The organism is Pseudomonas sp. EL_65y_Pfl2_R96 (assembly GCF_963970905.1).
Lineage (GTDB): Bacteria > Pseudomonadota > Gammaproteobacteria > Pseudomonadales > Pseudomonadaceae > Aquipseudomonas.
In genome coordinates, this window is the sequence record NZ_CAXAQH010000004.1 from 172280 (window position 1) to 195363 (window position 23084).

The following is a 23084-nucleotide window of genomic DNA, read 5'->3' on the forward strand; positions in this document are numbered from 1 at the left end:
TCGACTCGTACAATGCCCGCTGCCCCGCAGGAGACTTCAATGACGCGCACCGCCACCATTCGCAAACCCCGCGCCCGCAGTCAGGCCCGGATCGACTCGATACTCGATGCCGCCCGCACGCTGCTGGCCGCCGAGGGGGTGGCCAGTCTGTCGATCTACAGCGTCGCCGAGCGCGCGGAGATCCCGCCCTCCTCCGTCTACCATTTCTTCGCCAGCGTTCCGGCCCTGCTTGAAGCCCTGACCGCCGACGTCCACGCTGCGTTCCGTGCCTGCCTGCAAGCCCCCATCGACCACAGCGCCCTCAACGGCTGGCGCGACCTGTCGCGACTGGTGGAACAACGCATGCTCGCCATCTACGACGAAGACGCCGCCGCCCGCCAACTGATCCTCGCCCAGCACGGCCTGACCGAAGTCACCCAGGCTGACCGCCAGCACGACATCGAGCTCGGCGACCTGATGCACAAGCTGTTCGATCACCACTTCGAACTGCCAACGCTGCCGACGGATGTCGATGTGTTTGCGCTGGCCATGGAGCTGGGGGACCGGGTGTATGCACGCTCGGTACAGCAGCATGGGCAGATCACGCCGCGAATGGCTGAGGAAGGGATGCGGGTGTTTGATGCTTATTTGGGGCTGTATCTGCCGCCCTACCTGCCCAAGAGAAATCTCTAGCGCCTTCACTGGCCTCATCGCGGGCAAGCCCGCTCCCACAGGTTTATCTGTCGCTCACAAAATCTGAATCCACTGGAGATCCTTGTGGGAGCGGGCTTGCCCGCGATGGCAGCACCACCATTTTCAAATCAGGCAGACTTAGGAAAACCCCGAAGGGCTCACACCCTCCGGGGTTGTTGTTTGCGCACGCACTTACAACTTGGCGATCGACACCTCGGTGGATTTCACAAACGCGATCACTTCACTGCCGACCACCAGCTCCAGCTCTTTCACCGAACGGGTGGTGATCACCGAAGTGACGATGCCGGAGGCAGTCTGAACGTCGATTTCCGACAACACGTCACCCAGCACGATTTCCTTGATCGAGCCTTTGAACTGGTTACGAACGTTGATGGCTTTGATAGTCATGATGTTGATTCCTGTCGTTGGATGAATCTTTAAGTTATTGAGCCCAGCGCAATTGCGCAGGCAGTGGTGAAACAGGTTCCGGTTCCGGCGGTTGGCCGGGCAAGGACAGCACGCGATTGAGCACTTCGGTTTCCAGCGCCGCCAGCCGATGGGAACCACGAACCCGAGGGCGCGGCAGTTCCACCGTCAGGTCGAGGCCGACTTCGCCCTCTTCAATCAGGATCACCCGATCGGCGATCGCCACCGCTTCGCTGACGTCGTGGGTCACCAGCAACACGGTGAAGCCATGCTGTTGCCAGAGCCGTTCAATCAGTTGCTGCATCTCGATTCGGGTCAAGGCATCCAGTGCGCCCAGGGGCTCGTCGAGCAGCAGCAAGCGCGGTTGATGGATCAGCGCGCGAGCCAGGGCCACACGCTGCTTCTGCCCACCGGACAACGCTGCCGGCCACTCGTTGGCGCGATCCGCCAGGCCGACCGCTTCCAGCGCGTCCAATGCTTGCGGCCGCCAGTTGCCCTTGAGCCCGAGACCGACGTTGTCGATGACCTTTTTCCACGGCAGCAGACGTGCTTCCTGGAACATCAGTCGGGTGTCTTCCCGGGCTTCACTCAGCGGCGCTGCGCCTGCAAGCAACTCGCCCCCCGTGGGTTTGTCGAGACCGGCGAGCAAGCGCAGCAAGGTACTTTTACCGCAACCGCTACGCCCGACCACCGCCACAAACTGCCCGGCCGGAATGTGCAGATCGATTTCACGCAGCACTCGCCGCGAACCGAAGGTTTTTTGCAGTTTGCGCACCACCAGCGGAATGCCGCGCAGCAAGCGTGGAGGTTGTTGAGCCGTCATGCGGCACCTCCCTTGGCAACCTGATAGGCCGGATGCCAGCGCAGCCACACGCGTTCAAGTCCGCGCGCCGCAAGGTCGGCCAGCTTGCCGAGCACCGCGTACAAAAGAATCGCCAGCACCACGACGTCGGTCTGCAAGAACTCCCGGGCATTCATCGCCAGGTAGCCGATGCCGGAGCTGGCGGAGATGGTTTCGGCGACGATCAGGGTCAGCCACATGAAGCCCAGGGCAAAACGCACGCCGACCAGAATCGAAGGCAATGCCCCCGGCAGGATCACCTGGCGAAACAGACTGAAACCGGACAAGCCATAACTGCGCGCCATCTCCACCAGCGCCGGATCGACGTTGCGGATGCCGTGATACGTATTGAGGTAGATCGGGAACAATGTGCCCAACGCCACCAGGAAAATCTTCGCCGACTCGTCGATGCCGAACCACAGGATCACCAGCGGAATCAGCGCCAGGTGCGGCACGTTGCGGATCATCTGCACCGAACTGTCGAGCAGGCGTTCGCCCCATTTCGACAGGCCGGTGATGAAACCCAGGGCCAGACCGATGCCGCCGCCAATGGCGAAACCGAGCGCCGCGCGCCAGCCGCTGATGGCCAGATGAGTCCAGATTTCACCGCTGCGGAACAGGCTCACACCCGCTTCGATCACTGCGATCGGCGCCGGCAGAATCCGCGTCGACAACCAGCCCGCCGACACCGACAACTGCCATACCGCCAGCAGCAAGAGCGGCAACGCCCAGGGCGCGAGGCTGTGGATAATTTTCTTCATGGCGGCGCCTCAGCTCTGGGACGCGGCTTTGGGAAGAATGTCGTTGGCCACCATCTCGCCGAACGGGCTGACGTAACCGGCGCTTTTCGGCAGTTCCGGACGCTCGATGTCCAGGTGCGGGAACAGCAACTCAGCCACCCGGTAGGATTCTTCCAGGTGTGGATAACCGGAGAAGATGAACGTGTCGATGCCCAGATCGGCGTATTCCTTCACCCGAGCGGCCACGGTCGGGCCATCGCCGACCAGCGCCGTGCCGGCACCGCCGCGCACCAGACCGACGCCGGCCCACAGGTTAGGGCTGACTTCCAGATTGTCGCGACTGCCACCATGCAATGCCGCCATGCGCTGCTGGCCGACCGAATCGAAACGCGCCAGAGAAGCCTGGGCACGGGCGATGGTGTCGTCGTCCAGATGAGAGATCAGTCGATCCGCGGCCTGCCACGCCTCGGCGTTGGTTTCGCGAACGATCACATGCAGGCGAATGCCGAAGCGCACGGTGCGGCCGAGCTTCGCGGCTTTGGCGCGAACCTGCTCGATCTTTTCTGCCACGGCGGCCGGTGGCTCACCCCAGGTCAGGACCATTTCGACCTGCTCCGCCGCAAGGTCTTGCGCCGCTTCCGACGAGCCACCGAAATACAGCGGCGGGCGCGGTTGCTGAATCGGCGGATAGAGCAACTTGGCGCCCTTCACGCTGATGTGCTGACCGTCGTAATCGACGGTTTCGCCTTCCAGTACCCGGCGCCAGATACGGGTGAATTCCACCGAGGCCTGATAGCGTTCTTCGTGACTGAGGAACAAACCGTCGCCGGCCAATTCTTCCGGATCGCCACCGGTGACCAGGTTGAACAGCGCACGACCGCCGGACAGACGATCCAGTGTCGCGGCCTGACGCGCCGCCACCGTCGGGGAAATGATCCCGGGGCGCAGGGCAACAAGGAATTTCAAACGCTGGGTAACCGGGATCAGCGACGCGGCCACCAGCCACGAGTCTTCGCAGGAGCGACCGGTTGGAATAAGTACCCCGCCGAAGCCCAGACGATCCGCCGCTTGCGCAACCTGTTGCAAATAGCCGTGGTCGACGGCGCGAGCGCCTTCGGCGGTGCCAAGGTAATGGCCGTCTCCGTGGGTAGGCAGGAACCAGAAGATATTGAGGCTCATGGAGTCGTCTCCTTAGGGAATCGAATTACGGCGCTTTGGCCACAGCGGCGGAGGGTGTCCAGATCACGTCTTTGATGCTCAAGGGCTTGGGAATCAGCTTGAGCTGGTAGAAGCTGTCGGCGATTTTTTGCTGGGCCGCGACTACTTCCGGCGTAAGGAACAGCGCGCCGTAGCCCTGGCGTTTCACCGAGTTCAGGGTGATGTCCGCTGGCAGGCCGAGCAGTGGCGAAACTTGCTTGGTCACGTCCTCGGGATTGGCCTTGGACCATTCGCCAACCGCGCGCACTTCTTCCACCAGCGCCTTGATCACTTCAGGATTTTTCTGCGCGTAGGGTTTGGTCGCCAGGTAGAACTGGTGGTTGTCGACGAGGCCTTTGCCATCGCGCAGGGTGCGCGCTTGCAGTTGTTGTTCGGCGGCGGCCTGGTAGGGGTCCCAGATCACCCAGGCGTCGACACTGCCACGCTCGAACGCGGCACGGGCATCGGCTGGAGGCAGGAACACGGTCTGGATGTCGGTGTATTTGAGGCCGGCGTCTTCAAGTGCGCGCACCAGCAGGTAGTGCACGTTGGAGCCTTTGTTGAGCACGACTTTCTTGCCCTTGAGCTCCTGCACCGATTTGATCGGCGAGTCCTTCGGCACCAGGATCGCTTCGCTGTGCGGCGCTGGCGGCTCGTAGGCGACGTAGAGCAGATCGGCGCCGGCCGCCTGGGCGAACACGGGCGGCGTTTCACCGGTGACGCCAAAATCGATGGAGCCTACGTTCAGGCCTTCGAGCAGTTGCGGGCCTCCGGGGAATTCAGTCCATTGCACGTCCACGCCTTGGGCGGCGAGGCGTTTTTCCAGGGTGCCTTTGGCTTTGAGCAGCACCAGAGTGCCGTATTTCTGATAGCCGATTCGCAACGTCTCGGCTTGAGCTTGAGTAATGACGCCGAAGGACACAGCCGCAGCAAACAGAGCGACCAGACCCCGACGCAAAATGACAGTGCGCATAGCGCTCTCCTTTTTGCAGTTGGGTTTTGGCTGCACCTGCTTGGCCGTTAGCGGCTGAGTAAGGTGAGTACTTCAAATTCAGGTGTGGCTTAAGTGCCGGCTTAAATGCTCCAGCGAGCACTCAACAAACGTTCGTTCAACAGGTTCGGATCGAGCGGTTTCGGCCGTCGGGCCATGGCGCTGAAAAACAGCTCCAGCGATTCATTCAGTCGTTGTGCAAGCTCCGGTGCCAACTGCGCCTGGGCACTGCCTTCGCCGTAAGCGATCTGACTGTCTACGGCGAAAATCCCGTGGAGCATTTCCTGGGCCTTCAACGCCGACAACACCGGCTTGAGCGCGTAATCCACCGCCAGCATGTGGGCGATGCTGCCGCCGGTGGCCATCGGCAGAACCACCTTGTGGCTCAGGGCGCGTTCGGGCAGCAGATCGAGTACGGTTTTCAGCGCACCGGAGAACGACGCCTTGTAAACCGGTGTAGCGATGAGCAATCCATCGGCGTTATCAATCTGTTGCAACAGGTCGATCACCTTCGGGCTGTCGAAGCGGGCATGCAGCAAGTCTTCGGCCGGGAAGTCCCGTACCTGATAACTCACCACTTCCACACCTTGCGCTTGCAACCAGCGTTGGGAGCGTTCCAGCAGCACCCCGGAACGGGAACGTGGGCTGGGACTGCCACCGAGTGAGACGACCAGCATTCAGACAATTCCTTGAGCGGTGTTGGCGATACGCGGCTTGCGATCTCGCGTCGATGGAGTGACCTTAGCAGGCGATTTATATATCTATAAATCATATTTATTCATTTTATTATTCCCTAAATGAATATGCCAATTGTCTTTTCCAGGCAAAAAAACAGGCCATCGAAACGGCCCGAAATCCCCTGCTTTGGTGTATGCCTTGAACAGATCGCTAACGATTAGGTTGCGGCGTCAGGCGCAGGTAAGGCTTCACCGCCCGATACCCCTTGGGAAAACGTCGCTGGATTTCATCTTCGTCCTTGAGCGACGGCACGATCACGACCTCATCACCGTCCTGCCAGTTCGCCGGAGTGGCCACCTTGTAGTTGTCGGTGAGCTGCAGCGAATCGATCACCCGCAGAATCTCATTGAAGTTACGGCCGGTGCTCGCCGGGTAAGTGATGGTCAGCCGAATCTTCTTGTTCGGGTCGATCACGAACAGCGAACGCACGGTCAGGGTGTCGTTGGCGTTCGGGTGGATCAGGTCGTAGAGGTCGGACACTTTACGGTCCGCATCGGCGAGGATCGGGAAGTTAACGATGGCATTCTGGGTTTCGTTGATGTCCTCGATCCACTTGTGGTGCGAGTCCACCGGGTCTACCGACAGAGCAATGGCTTTGACGCCGCGCTGGGCGAATTCATCCTTGAGCCTGGCGGTAAAGCCCAACTCGGTGGTGCACACCGGCGTGAAGTCCGCCGGATGGGAAAACAGCACGCCCCAGCTATCGCTCAGCCATTCATGGAAACGGATGGTGCCGGCGCTGGAATCCTGTTCGAAATCGGGGGCGATATCGCCAAGTCTGAGGCTCATGGTGCGGCTCCTGGTGAGTGCTTGTTGAGCTCAACTGTGCCTGCGTTCAAACTTAATTAAAAAGAATAAATATCGATTTATTTAGACCCGAAAAGAATATTAAAGATCTGTTCACTGGACCTGAACGGTCATCGGGACGAACATCGATCACAAGGTTCGAGAAGGCCTTGAGTTGCTGCAAAAGAAGGGAACTTCAAGGAGGGTTTACGGGGGTGAGCCCGCCTTGAAAACGCAAAAGCCCCGCCCGGCGTGATGCCGGGCGGGGCTTTTTTACGTCGGTTACGCGAGCGCTATTACAACAGCGGGATCGAGTAGCTGACGATCAGACGGTTTTCGTCCTGGTCGCGCTGACCTGGGACGTCGTTGCGCCACATGGCGTTTTTCCAGGTGAAGCCCAGGTTTTTCAGCTTGCCTTCCGGAACGACATAGGACAGGGTCAGGTCGCGTTCCCACTCGCTGAGGTTGTCGCCAGAAGCGTTATCAATGTCATCGCCTTTCAGGTAAACGATACCGGCGGTAGCGCCCGGCAGGCCGACCTTGGCGAAGTCATAGGAGTAGCGAGCTTGCCAGGTACGTTCGCCGGCACGGGCGAATTTCTGGATCTGCATGTCGGTGGTCAGGTAGGCCGACGAACCGTCACCCTGGTTCAACCATGGGAAGTCGCTGTTGCCGCTGCTGACCTGGTAGCCGCCACCAAAGGTGTGACCTTCAACCGTATACAGGAACAAGCCGCTGTACAGGTTGTTGTCGACTTTACCCTTGGTTTTAGGGGTGCTGTCCGGGTAGTAGCCGCTTGTGTAGTAGCTGGAGTTGTGACCGTTGGCGCCATCGTCTTTGCTGTTGAAGTAACGCAGGTCACTTTTCAGTACGCCCGGACCGATGGACCAGTTGTGCACCAGACCCAGGAAGTGCTGCTTGTAGAAGTCTTCCAGGTTGCCGTAGTAGTACTGGGCAGTCAGGTCTTTGGTGATTTTGTAGTCACCGCCACCGTAGATGAACTTGTTGCTGTCACGACCGGCAGCAGTGTGAGCGTTCGCACCAGCAATCGACAGTTCTTCGTTGTTGCTGGAGTTACGGCCCTTGGCGTGCTCGATCTGACCGCCGACCAGTGTCAGGTCTTTGATTTCGTTCGAGGTGATCTGACCGCCCTGGAAGGTTTGCGGCAGCATACGACCGTCGTTGGTCACGATCACCGGCAGTTTTGGCTGCAGGGTGCCCAACTTCAGTTCGGTCTGGGAGATCTTGGCTTTGGCAGTCAGGCCCAGGCTGGAGAAGTTATCAACCGCTTCGCCGTTGGACTTGCTTGGGAAAACAGTGCCGCCGTAAGAAGTCGAAGTGGCACCGTTAGTGCCGCCACCCGAGTCCAGGCGCACGCCCAGCAGGCCGATAGCGTCAATACCGAAGCCAACGGTGCCTTGGGTGTAGCCCGAGGTGAAACGCAGATCGAAGCCTTGGCCCCATTCTTCGTTTTTGTTCTGAACGCCCGCAGCGGTGCTGGCAGCAGAATCGCGGTTATCGGTGTTGATGTAGAAGTTACGCAGCCCCAATGTGGCCTTGCTGTCTTCGATGAAACCGGCGGCGCCTGCCTGCTGCGCCAAAACCCCTACGGCCACAGCCAGGGCCAAGGTGGACTTCTTCATGTATCGCTCCTCGTTCTAATTTTTGTGTTCTTTGGTCTCGGGTCTAACGCCCCAGATCCACAGATGCGCGATTAGCTCTGGACCGTGACTGCCAAGTCAATTGCAACCATGTGTGTCTACGACCAAGGTCTAACCGCAGTAATTTGGTCCCTGCAGGGTAATGATTTCCTCATAAACCCAAAAAGAATTATTCAACTCTTTTTCATACCTTTTAGGAATATAGCTCGCTACCAATGATTCGAGCCGGATCACAAGGTATCGACTCATAAGCTAATTCCTAAATGGTATTTATTGCCATTTTTTTAGATCGATTAGCGTTGCCGCATCCCCTATACGTCAATCACTTTCGAAAAGGCGACGCGATCATGACTAAACGCGCACTATCTAGTCAATTTGTTACAGTTTGTATATCGCTAGTATTTTCTTTCTCCGCCCAGGCAGCGAATCTCACGTCGATTCGGTACCGGTGCAGAAAATCGCCAAACTGACCGGTGCCAATGCCCTCGATGTGCCGGAACTGCTGGCTGGTTCCGCCTTCCCGGATGCCAAGGCACAACGGATCACCGCGCTGTTGGACGGTGGCACGGCCCAGGCGATTGGCGAGACGGCGAAGTTCTTGAAGGAGCAAGGAAAGGTAGAAACGGTGCTGCCGGATTATTCGCCGTATGTCAGCGCGAAGTTTGTCGCCGAGTAACCCCGTGGCGAGGGAGCTTGCTCCCGCTGGAGGCCGGAGGACTCCCAAACCCGACAACGCGGTGAATCAGTCATAACGCGTTCACTGGTTTTGGGGCTGCTTCGCAACTCAGCGGGAGCAAGCTCCCTCGCCACAAAAGCCGAGACACCGACGGCCATTTCGTCAGAGCGCTTTTTCGAAGATCTTCGAATTACGCTGGTAGTTGTAAAGCGACGCCCGCGCCGACGGTAGCCGTTCGACGCTGCTCGGCACGAAACCCCGCTCACGAAACCAGTGGGCGGTCCGGGTGGTCAGCACGAACAAGGTTTTCAGCCCCTGAGCCCGGGCGCGGGTTTCGATGCGTTCCAGCAATTCATCGCCGCGACCGCCATGGCGGTACTCCGGGTTCACCGCCAGACACGCCAACTCCCCCGCATCCGAATCGGCAATCTGATACAGCGCCGCGCAGGCGATGATCATGCCTTCACGTTCGACCACGCTGAATTGCTCGATCTCACGCTCCAGCACCTCGCGAGAACGACGCACCAGAATGCCCTGCTCTTCCAGCGGGCTGATCAAGTCCAGCAAACCGCCGACATCCTCGATAGCAGCCTCGCGCACAACTTCGAATTGCTCCTGAGCCACCAGCGTACCGCCACCGTCACGGGTGAACAGTTCGGTCAGCAGCGCGCCGTCTTCGGCATAGCTGACGATATGACTGCGCGCCACACCGCCCCGGCACGCCTCAGCGGCCGCGTCCAGCAGCTCGGCCTGATAGTTGCTGCCCAGACGCTGCAAATGCGCCGGCACCTGTTGCGGACGCAGTTCGCGCACCAGACGACCATTTTCGTCGATCAGACCGAGATCCGCGCCAAACAACAGCAGCTTGTCTGCCCCAAGGTCGATGGCCGCGCGAGTAGCGACGTCTTCGCAAGCGAGGTTGAAGATCTCACCGGTCGGCGAGTAACCCAACGGCGACAACAGCACGATGGAGCGTTCGTCCAGCAGGCGATTGATGCCCTTGCGGTCGACCCGGCGCACTTCGCCGGTGTGGTGGTAGTCGACACCTTCGAGCACACCGATCGGCCGTGCGGTGACCAGATTGCCGCTGGCAACCCGCAGGCGCGAACCCTGCATCGGCGACGAGGCCATGTCCATGGACAGTCGCGCTTCGATGGCAATGCGCAGTTGACCGACCGCATCGATCACGCACTCCAGCGTCGCCGCATCGGTGATGCGCATGCCGTGATGGTAATGCGGGGTCAGGCCGCAAGCAGCGAGGCGGGTTTCAATTTGCGGACGGGAACCGTGAACCAGCACCAGACGCACCCCCAGGCTGTGCAGCAGCACCAGGTCGTGGACGATGTTGCCGAAGTTCGGGTGCTCCACGCCGTCGCCGGGCAGCATGACGACGAAGGTGCAATCGCGGTGGGCGTTGATGTAAGGCGAAGCGTGACGAAGCCAATTGACGTATTCGGGCATGAACCTGGGCCTGTAATAAATAGCAGCCGAAAAAAGAGTAACGCAATAAACGCACAGCGGGCTGATGGTTATCGTCGGAACAGGCTTGGCGACACGCGCGCTCTCCTCATGAATACGGGTTGGGACATCGGCAATTTATACGGTTAGCCAGTCAAAACACAGAACCTGTGGGAGCGGGCTTGCTCGCGAAGGCGGCGTATCAGGCACATTAATATCAACTGACACTCCCTATTCACGAGCAAGCCCGCTCCCACTTGTATATGCGCTCAACTGACTGACATCGCCGTTTTGGCCGGCGTCAGGCAGTAATGTTCGATCAGTTGACGTAATAGATGCACGGTAGGCTGCAAACGTGACATTTCGAGGTATTCCCCCGGTTGGTGGGCGCAGGCGATATCGCCGGGGCCCAAGACCAGTGTTTCACAGCCAAGACGCTGAAGATAAGGCGCTTCCGTGCCGAACGCCACTGCTTCGGCGCGATGGCCGGTGAGCTTTTCCGCGACCCGGACCAATTCACAGTCCTCGGCCTGCTCGAACGGCGGCACTTCGGGGAACAGCGGCGCGTAATCGATCTTCACCTGGTGCCGCGCGGCAATGGGGTTGAGCTTCTCCAGGATCGCCGCGCGCAGGGCGCCGGGATCCATGCCCGGCAGCGGACGCAGGTCAAACTCCAGGGAGCACTGGCCGCAGATGCGGTTGGGGTTATCGCCACCGTGAATACAGCCGAAATTCATCGTCGGCTGCGGCACGCTGAACTGCGGATTACGAAATTCCCGCTGCCACGCCAGACGCAAGCCGCGCAGTTCGCCGATGGCATCGTGCATGGCTTCGAGGGCGCTATGGCCCAGGCTCGGGTCCGAGGAGTGACCGCTCTGACCGAGGATGTCGATACGCTCCATCATCACGCCTTTGTGCAGACGGATCGGCTTCAGCCCGGTCGGCTCGCCGATCACCGCCGCCCGGCCCAGTGGACGCCCGGCTGCGGCCAAGGCGCGAGCCCCGGACATCGAGCTTTCTTCATCGCAGGTGGCGAGGATCAGCAAGGGTTGCTTGAACGGTTGGTCGAGCAAGGGTTTGACCGCTTCGATGGCCAGGGCGAAAAAACCCTTCATGTCGCAACTGCCCAGGCCGACCCAACGGCCGTCCACTTCCGTCAGTTTCAGCGGGTCGGTCTGCCACAGCGCCGCGTCGTACGGCACCGTATCGCTGTGACCAGCCAGCACCAGGCCGCCGGGGCCGGAACCAAAACTGGCCAGCAGATTGAATTTGCCGGTGCTGACCTGCTGGATATCGCAGGCAAAACCCAAGTCCCCGAGCCATGTCGCCAACAAGTCGATGACCGGCCGATTGGTTTGATCCAGGCTGGGTTGGGTACAGCTGACGGACGGCGCGGCAATCAGCGCAGCGAACTGATCTTTCATGGACGGCAAAGGCATCGCTGACTCCCAACACTCCCGAATTGAAGTCCATCATAGAACCATCCGGCGACAGGAATAAACCGCCGCGACGCGGGTAGGGTCTGTTGACGCTTGGTGACGAGCCGCGACGGCGGCCCACTTGGTGCAGGGCAAGGCGCGAGGAACGTGGTTTGGTTGTCCCAAATAAGTTCCGAGCAACGCAGCCCTGCGCCAAGTGGGGCCCGTCCCGGTCGTCACCAAGCGTCAACAGACCCTATCTCGGGTGAGTCCTGTACACTGCACGACCTTGGCAGCCACACATTCCCCCGGCTGCGCTCCCGATCCTGGATTTTCCGGCCATGCAGAAAGAAACCGAAATCAAACTCCGCGTCAGCCGCGAAACCCTCGCCGCCTTGCGCGAGCACCCGTTACTGAAAAAACGCAACAAAAGTGGCTGGGAACGCCGTGAACTGATGAACCAGTACTTCGACACGCCCGAGCGCGATCTGGCCCGCGCCAAGGTTGCCCTGCGCCTGCGCCGCGATGGCGAAGAAGTGATTCAGACCCTCAAAACCCGTGGTCAGAGCGTCGCCGGCCTGTCCGAGCGTCACGAATACGACTGGGATCTACCCAAAGCCAAGCTCGACGTGAAGAAACTCGACGGCGAATGCTGGCCCGAAGAGCTGGCCGAGCTGGACAAGAAAACCCTGAAAGCCATCTTCACCACCGATTTCGTTCGCGAACGCGCGGAAATCGCCTGGGGCCGTGGCAAGACCAAAGTGGTCATCGAAGCCGCGCTGGACCTGGGCCACGTGGTGGTCGGCAAGCAGAAAGAAGAAATCTGCGAACTGGAACTGGAACTGCGCGAAGGCGAGCCGGCCGCGCTGCTGGAACTGGCCGCCGAACTGGCCGCGACCCTGCCGCTGATGCCATGCGACATCAGCAAGGCCGAACGCGGTTATCGCCTGTTCGACGCCAACAGCTACTCGCTGAGCTTGCCGGCGCCGCAGATCACCGCCGAAATGCCGCTGGACGATGCGTTCGCCGCCCTGTGCTGGCATTTGCTGGGCAGCAGCCAGCGCCTGGCCGAGCAATATCGCTTCAATGGCCACTGGCGCCTGTTGCAAGACTGGGTCGAGAACCTCGCTGAAATGCGCGCGCTGATCAGCAGCCTCGGTCAGGCCGCGCCGCGTCAGTCGACTCACGATCTGCGGGTCGCGCTGGATGCCTTGCTGGAAGACTGGCGCCCGCTGGTACAAGCCGGCCTGGACGACGAAGACGTGCGCAAAGCCGCGCCGGAGCAGTTCCTCGAAGAGCTGGAAGACCCGCGTTGGGGCCTGTTCTCGCTGAACACTTCGCGCTGGTTGCTGGCCCGTACCTGGGCTGCCGATCGCAACACCCGTGGCAATCGCCAGGGCGCCGCGCAACTGGGCAGCTGGCTGCCACGCCTTCTGGGCGAAGAAGCCAACTCGCTGCAATTGCAGCGTTACCAGCAACAGCCGGAGGACCTGGCCGAGCAACTGCCGCGCATCGAGCGTATCCAGGCCTGGCTGCACCACGCCCGTAGCGTGCTGGACATCCCGGAAATGGATCGCCTGTACGGTGAGCTGAAACAGCTTGCCCTGCTAGCTAACGAGCCGATCACCGATGAGTCGCTGGATGCGCGCAAGCAGCAGGCGATCGCGGTGTATCAGAATCGTGCCTGGAAGACTTTGCTGCGTCTGTAATACCGCCATCGCGAGCAGGCTCGCTCCCACTTGAGTTATCTGTCGTACACATATTTTGTGTTCGCTGAAGATCAAGTGTGGGAGCGAGCCTGCTCGCGATGAGGCCAGCACATTCACCGCAAAAGCTTCAGACCGGCAAACTCGTCGTGGACTTGATTTCCGACAAGGCCACGATCGAGTTGACCTCCTGAATCCCCGGCACCATCGACAACTTCTCGAAGAAGAAGCGCTCATAAGCCTCGATGTCTGCCGTGACGATCCGCAGCAAGAAATCCACCGACCCCATCAGCACATAACACTCCAGCACTTCGGGAAAACCGCGAATCGCCTCGGTGAATTCGGTGAAGTTCGAACGTCCGTGAGCGTTGAGTTTGATCTCGGCGAAGATCTGCGTGTTAAGGCCGATTTTCTTGCGGTCAAGCAACGTCACCTGACCGCGAATGATTCCCTCCTCCTTCATCCGCTGAATCCGCCGCCAGCATGGCGACTGCGAGAGCCCTACCTGTTCGGCGATCTGCGCGCTGGAGAGCGAAGCGTCCTCCTGCAGCAACGCGAGAGTCTTGCGGTCGTAGCTATCCAGCTCGCTGTGCATAGAAAAACCCATAGTTTGCATAAAATCGAATTGAACTATTCGAAAAACCGTCAATAGTCTCCATCATAGATAAGAAATACCCCGCACCGAATGTAAAAATTCCTCCAGTAATTTTGGAGCCCGACCATGCCGCCTCTTGAAGCCGTGAACCCCCTTCCCGTCCGCGCCGATGTCTGGAACGTCAGCAACGCCCACTGCCGGGTTCATTACCAACTGCTGGCCGAGGCCGAGCCGGATCTGCTGTGCCGGGCGCTCAACCTGTTCGCCTTGCAGTTTCTGACGCCGCAGCGGGTCAACGTGCAGCGCATGGACGATCTGCTGTCGGTCGACATCGTCATGGACGGCCTGAGCTGGCACCGTGCTCAGGTGATCGCGGAAAAATTACGTAACCTGATCAGCGTCTGCTCAGTGAATCTGCAAGCCGCTGACTCTGCGTGGGATGAGCCGGTTCAGGCAGCTGGTTAAAAAAAAACCTGAAAAAAACCGACACGCCTTGGTCCGGTAGTGGCCCAACGGTCTGCGGGAGCGCAGCTATCCTTTGCGAACGGTTGTTCATAAGGAGCCCGCATGTCCGTTCAACTTGCCACTCAGGACCGCTGGCTGGACCTTAACGATTTGCTGCGTGAACTGGTCGCCCAAGGCTTCATCAGCCAGGACTCGGCCGAACACGCACTCAACGCCCGCCGCCGTCACGCCATAAATGCTCAGCAGCACCCGCTGGAGTTCATCGCCAGCCAACACCTGGACGACCTCAGTCGTCCCGGCAAACATCTCGACCTGGAAAGCCTGACGCTGTGGCTGTCTCAGCAGGCCGGCCAGCCTTACTTGCGCATCGACCCACTGAAAATCAACGTCGCGGCCATTACGCCGCTGATGTCCTATGCCTTCGCCCAACGCCACAAGATTCTGGCAGTGTCCATCGACCGCGACGCCGTCACCGTGGCCAGCGCCCAACCCTTCGTCAGCGGCTGGGAAGCCGATCTGACCCACGTGTTGAAGCTGCCGATCAAGCGCGTGGTGGCCAACCCGGTGGACATCCAGCGCTTCAGCGTGGAGTTTTTCCGCCTGGCCAAATCGGTCAGCGGCGCCACCAACGCTGATCAGCAGACCAGCACCCTGGGCAACTTCGAACAGTTGCTCAACCTCGGCGCCAGCGACCAGGAGCCGGACGCCAACGATGCGCACATCGTCAATATCGTCGATTGGCTGTTCCAGTACGCATTCCAGCAGCGGGCCAGCGATATCCACATCGAACCCCGGCGCGAGCAAGGGACGGTGCGCTTTCGCATCGACGGCGTGCTGCACAACGTCTATCAATTCCCGCCGCAGGTGACCATGGCCATCGTCAGTCGCCTGAAAAGCCTGGGGCGAATGAACGTCGCGGAAAAGCGCAAACCCCAGGACGGTCGGGTCAAGACCAAAACCCCGGACGGCGGCGAAGTCGAGCTGCGGCTGTCGACCTTGCCGACTGCATTCGGCGAAAAAATGGTCATGCGGATCTTCGACCCGGAAGTGCTGCTCAAGGATTTCGATCAGTTGGGCTTTTCCGCCGATGACCTGCGCCGCTGGCAGGACATGATCCGCCAGCCCAACGGCATCATTCTGGTGACCGGGCCCACCGGCTCAGGCAAAACCACCACGCTGTACACCACCCTGAAGAAACTGGCGACGCCAGAGGTCAACCTCTGCACCATCGAAGACCCGATCGAAATGGTCGAGCCGGCGTTCAATCAGATGCAGGTCCAGCACAACATCGACCTGACCTTTGCCGCCGGCGTGCGCGCGCTGATGCGGCAAGACCCGGACATCATCATGATCGGCGAGATCCGCGACCTCGAAACCGCCGAGATGGCAATTCAGGCCGCACTCACCGGCCACTTGGTGCTGTCGACGTTGCACACCAACGATGCCCCGAGCGCCATCAGCCGCCTGCTGGAACTCGGCGTGCCGCATTACCTGATCAAGGCCACGGTGCTCGGGGTCATGGCCCAGCGCCTGGTTCGCACGTTATGCCCTCACTGCAAGGCGCCGCTGACCTTGGGTGAGGACGACTGGCAAACCCTGACCCGCCCCTGGCAAGCACCATTGCCAGGCAATGCCCAACGCGCCATCGGTTGCCTGGAATGCCGCGAAACCGGCTATCGCGGTCGCGCCGGGGTTTACGAAATCATGCAGCTGACGGACGGCATCAAAGCGCTGATCAACCCCGACACCGATTTGCTCGCGGTCCGGCGCCAGGCCTTCAAGGAAGGCATGCGCAGTTTGCGCTTGTCGGGGGCGCAGAAAGTGGCGGCGGGTTTGACCACGCTCGAAGAGGTGTTGCGAGTGACGCCGCAGAGTGAGCAGAAATAGACAGCCCCTAATGCCGGCAAGTCAGGACGCATAACCTGTGGGCGCGTGGCTTGCCCGCGAAGAATACACCGCGTTTTTTCAGGTATTACGCGTCATCGTTCTTCGCGGGCAAGCCACGCTCCCACAGGATTTTCGTCGCTCAAATTTCTAGACTTACCGGCATTTGGCCTCTCCAAGTCGCATTCAAATCTTTTGCCCTACACTCTGGTCATCGCAACTCAACCAGACTGGACAGGGACCGTTATGGGCATTGCACTGATTCTCTTTGTCGCGCTGGCCGTGGCCATTCTTTTCATGGGCTTCAAAGTGGTGCCCCAGGGGTTTGAATGGACGGTCGAACGCTTCGGCCGCTACACCAACACCCTCAAGCCAGGCCTGAGCATCATCATTCCGGTGATGGACCGCATCGGCCGCAAGATCAACGTGATGGAAAGCGTGCTGGACATTCCGCCCCAGGAAGTCATCACCGCCGACAACGCCACCGTGCAGATCGACGCCGTGTGCTTCTTCCAGGTGGTCAATACCGCCCAGGCCGCCTACGAGGTGAACAACCTCGAACATGCCGTCCGCAATCTGCTGCAAACCAATATCCGCACCGTGCTCGGGTCCATGGAGCTGGACGCGATGCTCAGCCAGCGCGACAACATCAACGAAAAGCTGCTGCGCACCGTCGATGAGGCCACGGCGCCGTGGGGCATCAAGATCACCCGGATCGAGATCAAGGACATCAGCCCTCCCGCCGACCTGATGGCCGCCATGTCCGGCCAGATGAAAGCCGAGCGAATCAAACGCGCACAGATTCTTGAAGCCGAAGGTTTGCGCGCCTCGGCGATCCTCACCGCCGAAGGCAAGAAGCAGGCGCAGATTCTCGAAGCCGAGGGTAGCCGTCAGGCGGCGTTCCTCGAAGCCGAGGCCCGGGAGCGTCAGGCCGAGGCCGAAGCCCAAGCCACCAAAGTGGTGTCCGAAGCCATCGCCGGCGGTAACGTGCAAGCGGTCAATTACTTCGTTGCGCAGAAGTACATCGATGCCTTGGGCAAACTGGCTTCGGCCAACAACAGCAAAGTGATCCTGATGCCGCTCGAAGCCAGTTCGATGATCGGCGCCGTCGGTGGCATTGGCGAAATCGTCAAAGCCACCTTCGACGGCAAGAAAGGCTGAGGTCGCTGCCCATGGAACTGTTTTCGTTCTGGAGCTGGTTGGCCCTGGGCACGCTGCTATTGATCCTCGAAGTGTTCGGTGCCGGCGGTTATCTGCTGTGGATCGGCATGGCGGCCGCCGCCGTCGGCGTGCTGACCTTCGTGATACCGGGCTTGCCCTGGGAATTGCAGGTGCTGCTGTTTGCCGTCTTTTCAATCCTCACCGCCCTGTACTGGTGGAGACGTCAACGCGGTGTGGTGCGGGCCAGCGATCAGCCGAACCTGAACCTGCGAGGGCAAGAGCTGATCGGCAAGGTGTTCGTGGTCACCGAAGCGATTGTCGACGGCCGCGGCAAGATCAAGGTCGCCGACGGCGTGTGGATGGCCCGGGGGCCCGACACCGCATCTGGCAGCCGTGTTCGGGTGGTCGGGCAGCAAGGGGCAATTTTACTGGTGGAGCGGGCCGACTAACGTCACGGAACTCGATTGGGTTATGGGCAATCAAAGGCCGCAGTTAAAACCCAGTGGAGTCACCTTTTATGCGTCTCAAACTTGCTGTCGCTACCTTCGCCGTGTTGTCCCTTCCAGTCGGTTCGGCGATGGCTGATGACAGCTTTTTGCGTAACGTCCTTACTTCCGGTGCCACCACCGGTACGTCCTACCTGACCTCCAGGGATCACAAACTGGTCGTCGCCGCCCAAGACGACGCCGGTAGCTTTGTCGCCAGTGACGGCGCCATTCGCGGCCCCTATCTGGAAGCCGCCATGCAGAGAGTCCGCGCTGAAAACCCTGGCCTGCAAGCCACGGACATGGAACTGGCGAACGCCATCCTGGCGAAGAATGCCATCGCCTCGAAATAAGGTTCGTTGCTCAACAAAATGCCGCTCTGGATGAGCGGCATTTTTTTGCCTGATGCAAATCCCTGTGGGAGCGAGCCTGCTCGCGATAGCGGTGGATCAGTCGAAACCATCAGTGACTGTTACGCCGCTATCGCGAGCAGGCTCGCTCCCACATTGGGTTTGTGTGTTCCGTGACTTCAGCGGTATTCGTCCACCGGCACACACGCGCAAAACAGATTGCGGTCGCCGTAGACATTGTCCACACGGTTCACCACCGGCCAGTACTTATGGGCCTTGGTGTGAGCATCCGGCGTCACCGCCTGCTCGATGCTGTACGGCCGCTCCCAAACCCCGGTGATGTCGGCCAAGGTATGCGGCGAACGCTTCAGCGGGTTGTCCTCCGCCGGCCAGTTGCCATTCTGTACCTCGGTGATTTCCGCACGAATACTCAGCATCGCGCCGATAAAACGGTCCAGCTCCGCCTTCGATTCACTCTCGGTAGGCTCGACCATCAACGTCCCCGGCACCGGGAACGACATGGTCGGCGCATGGAAGCCGTAATCCATCAGGCGCTTGGCAACGTCTTCTTCGCTGATCCCGGTCAGCGCCTTGAGCGGCCGCAAGTCGAGAATGCATTCATGGGCCACTCGATCGTTGCGCCCGGTGTAGAGCACCGGGAACGCCCCGGACAAATGCTGCGCCAGGTAATTCGCGGCGAGGATCGCCACCTCACTCGCATCCGCCAGTTGCGGCCCCATCATGGCAATGTACATCCAGCTGATGGGCAGAATGCTTGCACTGCCCCAGGGGGCCGCACTCACCGCACCGTTCTCCGGCAGCGGGCCATCGATCGGCACCACCGGGTGATTGGCGACGAACGGCGCCAGGTGTGCCCGGACGCCAATCGGGCCCATCCCCGGTCCGCCACCGCCGTGGGGAATGCAGAAAGTTTTGTGCAGGTTCATGTGCGACACGTCGGCACCGATGTCTGCCGGCCGCGCCAACCCGACCTGCGCGTTGAGGTTGGCGCCATCCATGTACACCTGACCGCCATGGCTGTGGATAACTTCACAGATCTGGCTGATGCCTTCCTCGTAGACCCCGTGGGTCGAAGGATAGGTCGCCATCAGGCAGGCGAGTTTGTCCCCCGCCTGCGTGGCCTTTTCCTTCAGATCATCCAGATCGACGTTACCCGCCTCGTCGCACTCGACGATTACCACCCGCATCCCGGCCATTTGCGCCGAGGCCGGGTTGGTGCCGTGGGCCGAGGACGGGATCAGGCAGATATCCCGCGCGCCTTGATGGCGGCTCTCGTGATATTTGCGGATCGCCAGCAACCCGGCGTACTCGCCTTGAGCGCCCGAGTTGGGTTGCATGCAGATCGCATCGAAACCGGTGATTGCGCAGAGCCAACGCTCCAGTTCCTCGATCATCAACGAATAACCCACCACCTGCTCTTTCGGTACGAACGGGTGCAGGTTGGCGAACTGCGGCCAGGTGATCGGGATCATCTCGCTGGTGGCATTGAGCTTCATGGTGCAGGAGCCCAACGGGATCATTGACTGATTGAGCGCCAGGTCTTTGTTTTCCAGCTGCTTGAGGTAACGCAGCATTTCGGTTTCGCTGTGATGAGCGTTGAACACCGGATGACGCAGACAAGGCGTACGGCGCTGCAACTCCGCAGGGATGCCGGACAACAGGACTTCAGCGTCCAGTTCGTCGACATTGAGCCCATGGTCGGCACCGAGAAATACATCGAACAGCTTCGCCACGGTGGCTTCGTCACAGGTTTCGTCGAGGCTCAGGCCCAACAGCCCACGACCGAGAATGCGCAAGTTGATGTGCGCCGCCTGGGCACTTTCGATGATCGCGGTCTGAGTACCACCGACCTCCAGGGTCAGGGTGTCGAAGAAGTGCTGGTTGAGACGAGTGATCCCGTGACGTTCCAGGCCGGCGGCGAGGATGCAGGTCAGTCGATGGACGCGCTGGGCAATCCGTTTGAGCCCTTCCGGGCCGTGGTAGACCGCGTAGAAACTGGCGATATTGGCCAGCAGTACCTGGGCGGTGCAAATGTTGGAGTTGGCCTTCTCCCGGCGAATATGTTGCTCGCGGGTTTGCAGGGCCATGCGCAATGCCACGTTGCCGCGAGCATCTTTCGACACGCCGATGATCCGCCCGGGAATCGCCCGTTTGTATTCATCGCGACTGGCAAAAAACGCCGCGTGCGGGCCGCCGTAGCCCATGGGCACACCAAAGCGCTGTGATGAACCGAACACCACATCGGCGCCCAACTCTCCCGGCGGAGTCAGCAACAGCAGGCTCAGCAGATCGGTCGCCACACAGGCCAGGGCTTGCTGGGCATGCAGATGATCGATCAATGGACGCAGATCGCGTACTTCACCATGGGTGTCGGGATATTGCAGCAGCGCGCCGAACACCTGATGCTGCTTCAAGTTATCCACAGCGTCGATGATCAGGTCGAAACCGAAGCCTTCGGCACGGGTCTGCACCACGGAAATGGTCTGGGGATGGCAATTCTCATCGACGAAAAACAGGTTGCTTCTGGATTTGGCCACGCGTTTGGCCAAGGCCATGGCCTCGGCCGCCGCCGTGGCTTCATCCAGCAGCGAGGCGTTGGCCAGTTCCAGACCGGTCAGGTCGATGGTCAGCTGCTGGAAGTTCAGCAACGCTTCGAGCCGGCCTTGGGCGATCTCCGGTTGATAGGGCGTGTAAGCGGTGTACCAACCGGGATTTTCCAGCACGTTGCGCAGGATGACGGCCGGTGTGAGAGTGCCGTGATAACCCATGCCGATCAGGCTGGTCCAGACCTGGTTCTGTTCGGCGTAGCTGCGCAGTTTGGCTAGCGCGGCTTCTTCATCGAGGGCGGGCGGCAGGTCCAGCGGTCGGTTGAGGCGAATTCCCGGCGGCACCGTCTGCTCGATCAACTCGACGCGGCTGCCAAGGCCGAGGCTGTCGAGCATCGCCTGCTGCTCGGCGGCATCGGGCCCGAGGTGGCGGCGCAGGAAAGCATTGGGATCGCGTAACTGACTCAAGGACGGCAACTGGGACATGACGGGCTCTCTCTTGACTGGCGCTCAGCGTCGATGCGATACGGTCAAACCAGCATAGCAGTCGATACCCGCACGGATGGCGTGGCGCCGTTGGTCAATCCGGATCATCATGCTCGGGGCCTACAAACGTTCGCTGATCGGGTATCTGCATTTATGAGCCAACTGTCTTTCCTGCCCTTCTCCAAACCCACCATCGATGAAGCCACGATTGCCGCTGTCGGCGATGTGCTGCGCTCGGGCTGGATTACCAGCGGCCCCAAGGTGCAGGCTTTTGAAGCGCAACTCTCGGAATATTTTGGCGGGCGCCCGGTGCGTACGTTCAATTCCGGCACCTGTACCATGGAGATCGCGTTGCGTATTGCCGGAGTCGGGCCGGGCGATGAAGTGATCACCACGCCGATTTCCTGGGTGGCCACCGCCAACGTGATTCTGGAAGTTGGCGCTACGCCCGTGTTTGCCGACATCGACCCGGTCACCCGCAATATCGACCTGGCTCAGCTTGAAGCGGCGATTACCCCGCGCACCAAAGCCATCATCCCGGTGTTTCTCGCGGGACTGCCCGTGGACATGACGCGCCTTTACGCGCTGGCAAAAAAGCACGGTTTGCGAGTAGTGGAAGACGCGGCCCAAGCATTGGGTTCGAGCTGGAACGGGCAGCGAATCGGTGCGACTGGCGATTTCGTGTCCTTCAGTTTCCAGGCGAACAAGAACGTCACCTGCTCAGAGGGCGGTTGCCTGGTGCTGAACAATGCCGAGGAAGTGCGGTTGGCGGAAAAGTACCGCTTGCAGGGCGTCACCCGCAGCGGGTTCGATGGGCTGGACGTTGATGTGCTGGGCGGCAAGTTCAACATGACCGATGTCGCGGCAGCCATTGGCCTGGGGCAGTTTGCCCACATCGAGGCGATCACCGCTCATCGTCGTGAGCTGGCCAAACATTATTTCGCCTGCTTTGGCGAGGACTTCGAAGCGCAATACGGGGCTCAACTGCCCCCTGCGGACTTCGAGAACAGCAATTGGCATTTGTTCCAGCTGGTGCTCCCGGAACGCCAGGATGGCAAACCGGCACGGGCCACGTTCATGGAGCAGATGCAGGCACTGGGGGTTGGTATCGGCTATCACTACCCGCCGATCCACCTGCTGAGTCTTTACCGCGAACGCGGGTTCAAGGAAGGCATGTTCCCGGTAGCCGAACGGGTCGGACGACTGATCGTCTCGCTACCGATGTTCACGACCATGGATAAAGCGGATGTCGAGCGTTCGGTGGCAGCGGTGAAAGCCGTTCTAAAGCCGTAGAACCTGTGGGAGCGAGCCTGCTCGCGAAGTGGGCGTGTCAGTTGGCATAAATGTTTGCTGACACACCGCTTTCGCGAGCAGGCTCGCTCCCACATGAATTACTCGCCGATAGCGGCCTTGTAGGCCACCGGGTCGAGCAGGTTGTTCAGCTCAGAGGTATCGCTTGGCTCCAGTTTGAAGAACCAGCTGTCATAGGGCGCGCTGTTGACCAGTTCCGGGCTGTTGGCCAGCTCTTCATTAACGGCAATGACTGTGCCGGAGACTGGCGAGTAGATATCCGACGCGGCCTTGACCGACTCGACGACACCCGCAGCCTCACCGGCAGCGAACACTTTGCCGATTTCCGGTAGCTCAACGAACACTACATCACCCAAGGCTTCCTGAGCATGGTCTGAAATACCCACTTTCACGCCGCCATCATGGTCTAGACGGGCCCATTCGTGACTTTCGGCAAAACGCAGGTCGACAGGGATTTCGCTCATGTTCTG

At 60.1% G+C, this 23084-nt stretch carries 21 protein-coding genes and 1 pseudogene; 9 read left to right on the forward strand and 13 right to left on the reverse strand.

Annotated features, from left to right (window positions below):
* Positions 1 to 39: 39 nt before the first annotated feature.
* Positions 40 to 672, forward strand: coding sequence for a TetR/AcrR family transcriptional regulator (locus tag AACY49_RS06690; RefSeq protein WP_339522523.1), 633 nt, complete (start codon positions 40 to 42; stop codon positions 670 to 672).
* Between the two features lie 192 nt (positions 673 to 864).
* Here AACY49_RS06690 and AACY49_RS06695 read toward each other — a convergent pair whose 3' ends face one another.
* From AACY49_RS06695 to AACY49_RS06730, 8 genes are all read right to left on the reverse strand, one after another.
* Positions 865 to 1080: a TOBE domain-containing protein gene (locus AACY49_RS06695; protein ID WP_003229256.1), complete on the reverse strand. Its 216-nt coding sequence runs from the start codon at positions 1078 to 1080 to the stop codon at positions 865 to 867.
* A 34-nt stretch (positions 1081 to 1114) separates the two neighbouring features.
* A complete protein-coding gene (gene ssuB, locus AACY49_RS06700) occupies positions 1115 to 1921 on the reverse strand; it encodes an aliphatic sulfonates ABC transporter ATP-binding protein (protein ID WP_339522525.1) in 807 nt (268 codons plus the stop codon).
* On the reverse strand, positions 1918 to 2700 hold the full coding sequence (ssuC, locus tag AACY49_RS06705; RefSeq protein WP_258698588.1) for an aliphatic sulfonate ABC transporter permease SsuC: 783 nt from the start codon (positions 2698 to 2700) through the stop codon (positions 1918 to 1920). The genes ssuB and ssuC overlap by 4 nt, the downstream gene beginning before the upstream one ends.
* A 9-nt stretch (positions 2701 to 2709) precedes the next feature.
* Complete coding sequence (ssuD, locus tag AACY49_RS06710; RefSeq protein WP_007939251.1) at positions 2710 to 3858, reverse strand: FMNH2-dependent alkanesulfonate monooxygenase; 1149 nt, start codon at positions 3856 to 3858, stop codon at positions 2710 to 2712.
* 25 nt (positions 3859 to 3883) lie between these two features.
* Positions 3884 to 4849, reverse strand: a complete 966-nt coding sequence (locus AACY49_RS06715) for a sulfonate ABC transporter substrate-binding protein (RefSeq protein ID WP_258698586.1) — start codon at positions 4847 to 4849, stop codon at positions 3884 to 3886.
* 101 nt (positions 4850 to 4950) lie between these two features.
* Positions 4951 to 5544, reverse strand: a complete 594-nt coding sequence (gene ssuE / locus AACY49_RS06720; RefSeq protein ID WP_258698585.1) for an NADPH-dependent FMN reductase — start codon at positions 5542 to 5544, stop codon at positions 4951 to 4953.
* A gap of 211 nt (positions 5545 to 5755) precedes the next feature.
* Positions 5756 to 6394, reverse strand: a complete 639-nt coding sequence (locus AACY49_RS06725; RefSeq protein ID WP_258698584.1) for a peroxiredoxin — start codon at positions 6392 to 6394, stop codon at positions 5756 to 5758.
* Positions 6395 to 6687: 293 nt separating this feature from the next.
* The gene (locus AACY49_RS06730; protein WP_258698583.1) at positions 6688 to 8034 is read right to left on the reverse strand and encodes an OprD family porin; all 1347 of its coding nucleotides are present in this window, start codon (positions 8032 to 8034) and stop codon (positions 6688 to 6690) included.
* A gap of 454 nt (positions 8035 to 8488) precedes the next feature.
* On the opposite strand from AACY49_RS06730, the pseudogene tauA reads away from it, so the two are divergent.
* Positions 8489 to 8728 (forward strand): annotated as a pseudogene (gene tauA / locus AACY49_RS06735) (taurine ABC transporter substrate-binding protein); the annotation flags it as partial.
* A gap of 162 nt (positions 8729 to 8890) precedes the next feature.
* On the opposite strand, the gene argA reads toward tauA, so the two are convergent.
* Together argA and argE are read right to left on the reverse strand one after the other, a co-directional pair.
* Positions 8891 to 10189: an amino-acid N-acetyltransferase gene (argA, locus tag AACY49_RS06740; protein WP_339522529.1), complete on the reverse strand. Its 1299-nt coding sequence runs from the start codon at positions 10187 to 10189 to the stop codon at positions 8891 to 8893.
* A gap of 266 nt (positions 10190 to 10455) precedes the next feature.
* Positions 10456 to 11625 carry an acetylornithine deacetylase gene (gene argE / locus AACY49_RS06745; protein WP_339522531.1) on the reverse strand — a complete coding sequence of 390 codons (1170 nt, stop codon included), beginning with the start codon at positions 11623 to 11625 and terminating at the stop codon, positions 10456 to 10458.
* 320 nt (positions 11626 to 11945) lie between these two features.
* Between argE and AACY49_RS06750 the strand changes: the two genes are divergently transcribed.
* A complete protein-coding gene (locus AACY49_RS06750; RefSeq protein ID WP_258698581.1) occupies positions 11946 to 13313 on the forward strand; it encodes a CYTH domain-containing protein in 1368 nt (455 codons plus the stop codon).
* 127 nt (positions 13314 to 13440) lie between these two features.
* Here the strand turns inward: AACY49_RS06750 and AACY49_RS06755 are convergent, their stop codons facing one another.
* Positions 13441 to 13905 (reverse strand): Lrp/AsnC family transcriptional regulator, encoded by a 465-nt coding sequence (locus tag AACY49_RS06755; protein ID WP_339522534.1) that lies wholly within the window; start codon positions 13903 to 13905, stop codon positions 13441 to 13443.
* A 126-nt stretch (positions 13906 to 14031) separates the two neighbouring features.
* Between AACY49_RS06755 and AACY49_RS06760 the strand changes: the two genes are divergently transcribed.
* The 5 genes from AACY49_RS06760 (at position 14032) to AACY49_RS06780 (ending at position 18253) form a co-directional block, all read left to right on the forward strand.
* Entirely contained in the window at positions 14032 to 14370 is a 339-nt protein-coding gene (locus AACY49_RS06760) for a hypothetical protein (protein ID WP_258698580.1), read from the forward strand.
* A 102-nt stretch (positions 14371 to 14472) separates the two neighbouring features.
* Positions 14473 to 16257: a GspE/PulE family protein gene (locus AACY49_RS06765; protein WP_258698579.1), complete on the forward strand. Its 1785-nt coding sequence runs from the start codon at positions 14473 to 14475 to the stop codon at positions 16255 to 16257.
* Between the two features lie 243 nt (positions 16258 to 16500).
* Positions 16501 to 17415, forward strand: coding sequence for an SPFH domain-containing protein (locus AACY49_RS06770; protein WP_339522537.1), 915 nt, complete (start codon positions 16501 to 16503; stop codon positions 17413 to 17415).
* A gap of 11 nt (positions 17416 to 17426) precedes the next feature.
* Positions 17427 to 17864: an NfeD family protein gene (locus tag AACY49_RS06775; protein WP_339522539.1), complete on the forward strand. Its 438-nt coding sequence runs from the start codon at positions 17427 to 17429 to the stop codon at positions 17862 to 17864.
* Between the two features lie 68 nt (positions 17865 to 17932).
* Positions 17933 to 18253 carry a DUF2388 domain-containing protein gene (locus AACY49_RS06780; protein ID WP_258698576.1) on the forward strand — a complete coding sequence of 107 codons (321 nt, stop codon included), beginning with the start codon at positions 17933 to 17935 and terminating at the stop codon, positions 18251 to 18253.
* Between the two features lie 176 nt (positions 18254 to 18429).
* Here AACY49_RS06780 and gcvP read toward each other — a convergent pair whose 3' ends face one another.
* A complete protein-coding gene (gene gcvP, locus AACY49_RS06785; RefSeq protein WP_339522542.1) occupies positions 18430 to 21303 on the reverse strand; it encodes an aminomethyl-transferring glycine dehydrogenase in 2874 nt (957 codons plus the stop codon).
* A gap of 153 nt (positions 21304 to 21456) precedes the next feature.
* Between gcvP and AACY49_RS06790 the strand changes: the two genes are divergently transcribed.
* Positions 21457 to 22596 (forward strand): DegT/DnrJ/EryC1/StrS family aminotransferase, encoded by a 1140-nt coding sequence (locus AACY49_RS06790; protein ID WP_339522544.1) that lies wholly within the window; start codon positions 21457 to 21459, stop codon positions 22594 to 22596.
* 98 nt (positions 22597 to 22694) lie between these two features.
* Here the strand turns inward: AACY49_RS06790 and gcvH are convergent, their stop codons facing one another.
* The gene (gene gcvH, locus AACY49_RS06795) at positions 22695 to 23078 is read right to left on the reverse strand and encodes a glycine cleavage system protein GcvH (protein ID WP_258698574.1); all 384 of its coding nucleotides are present in this window, start codon (positions 23076 to 23078) and stop codon (positions 22695 to 22697) included.
* Positions 23079 to 23084 lie beyond the last annotated feature (6 nt).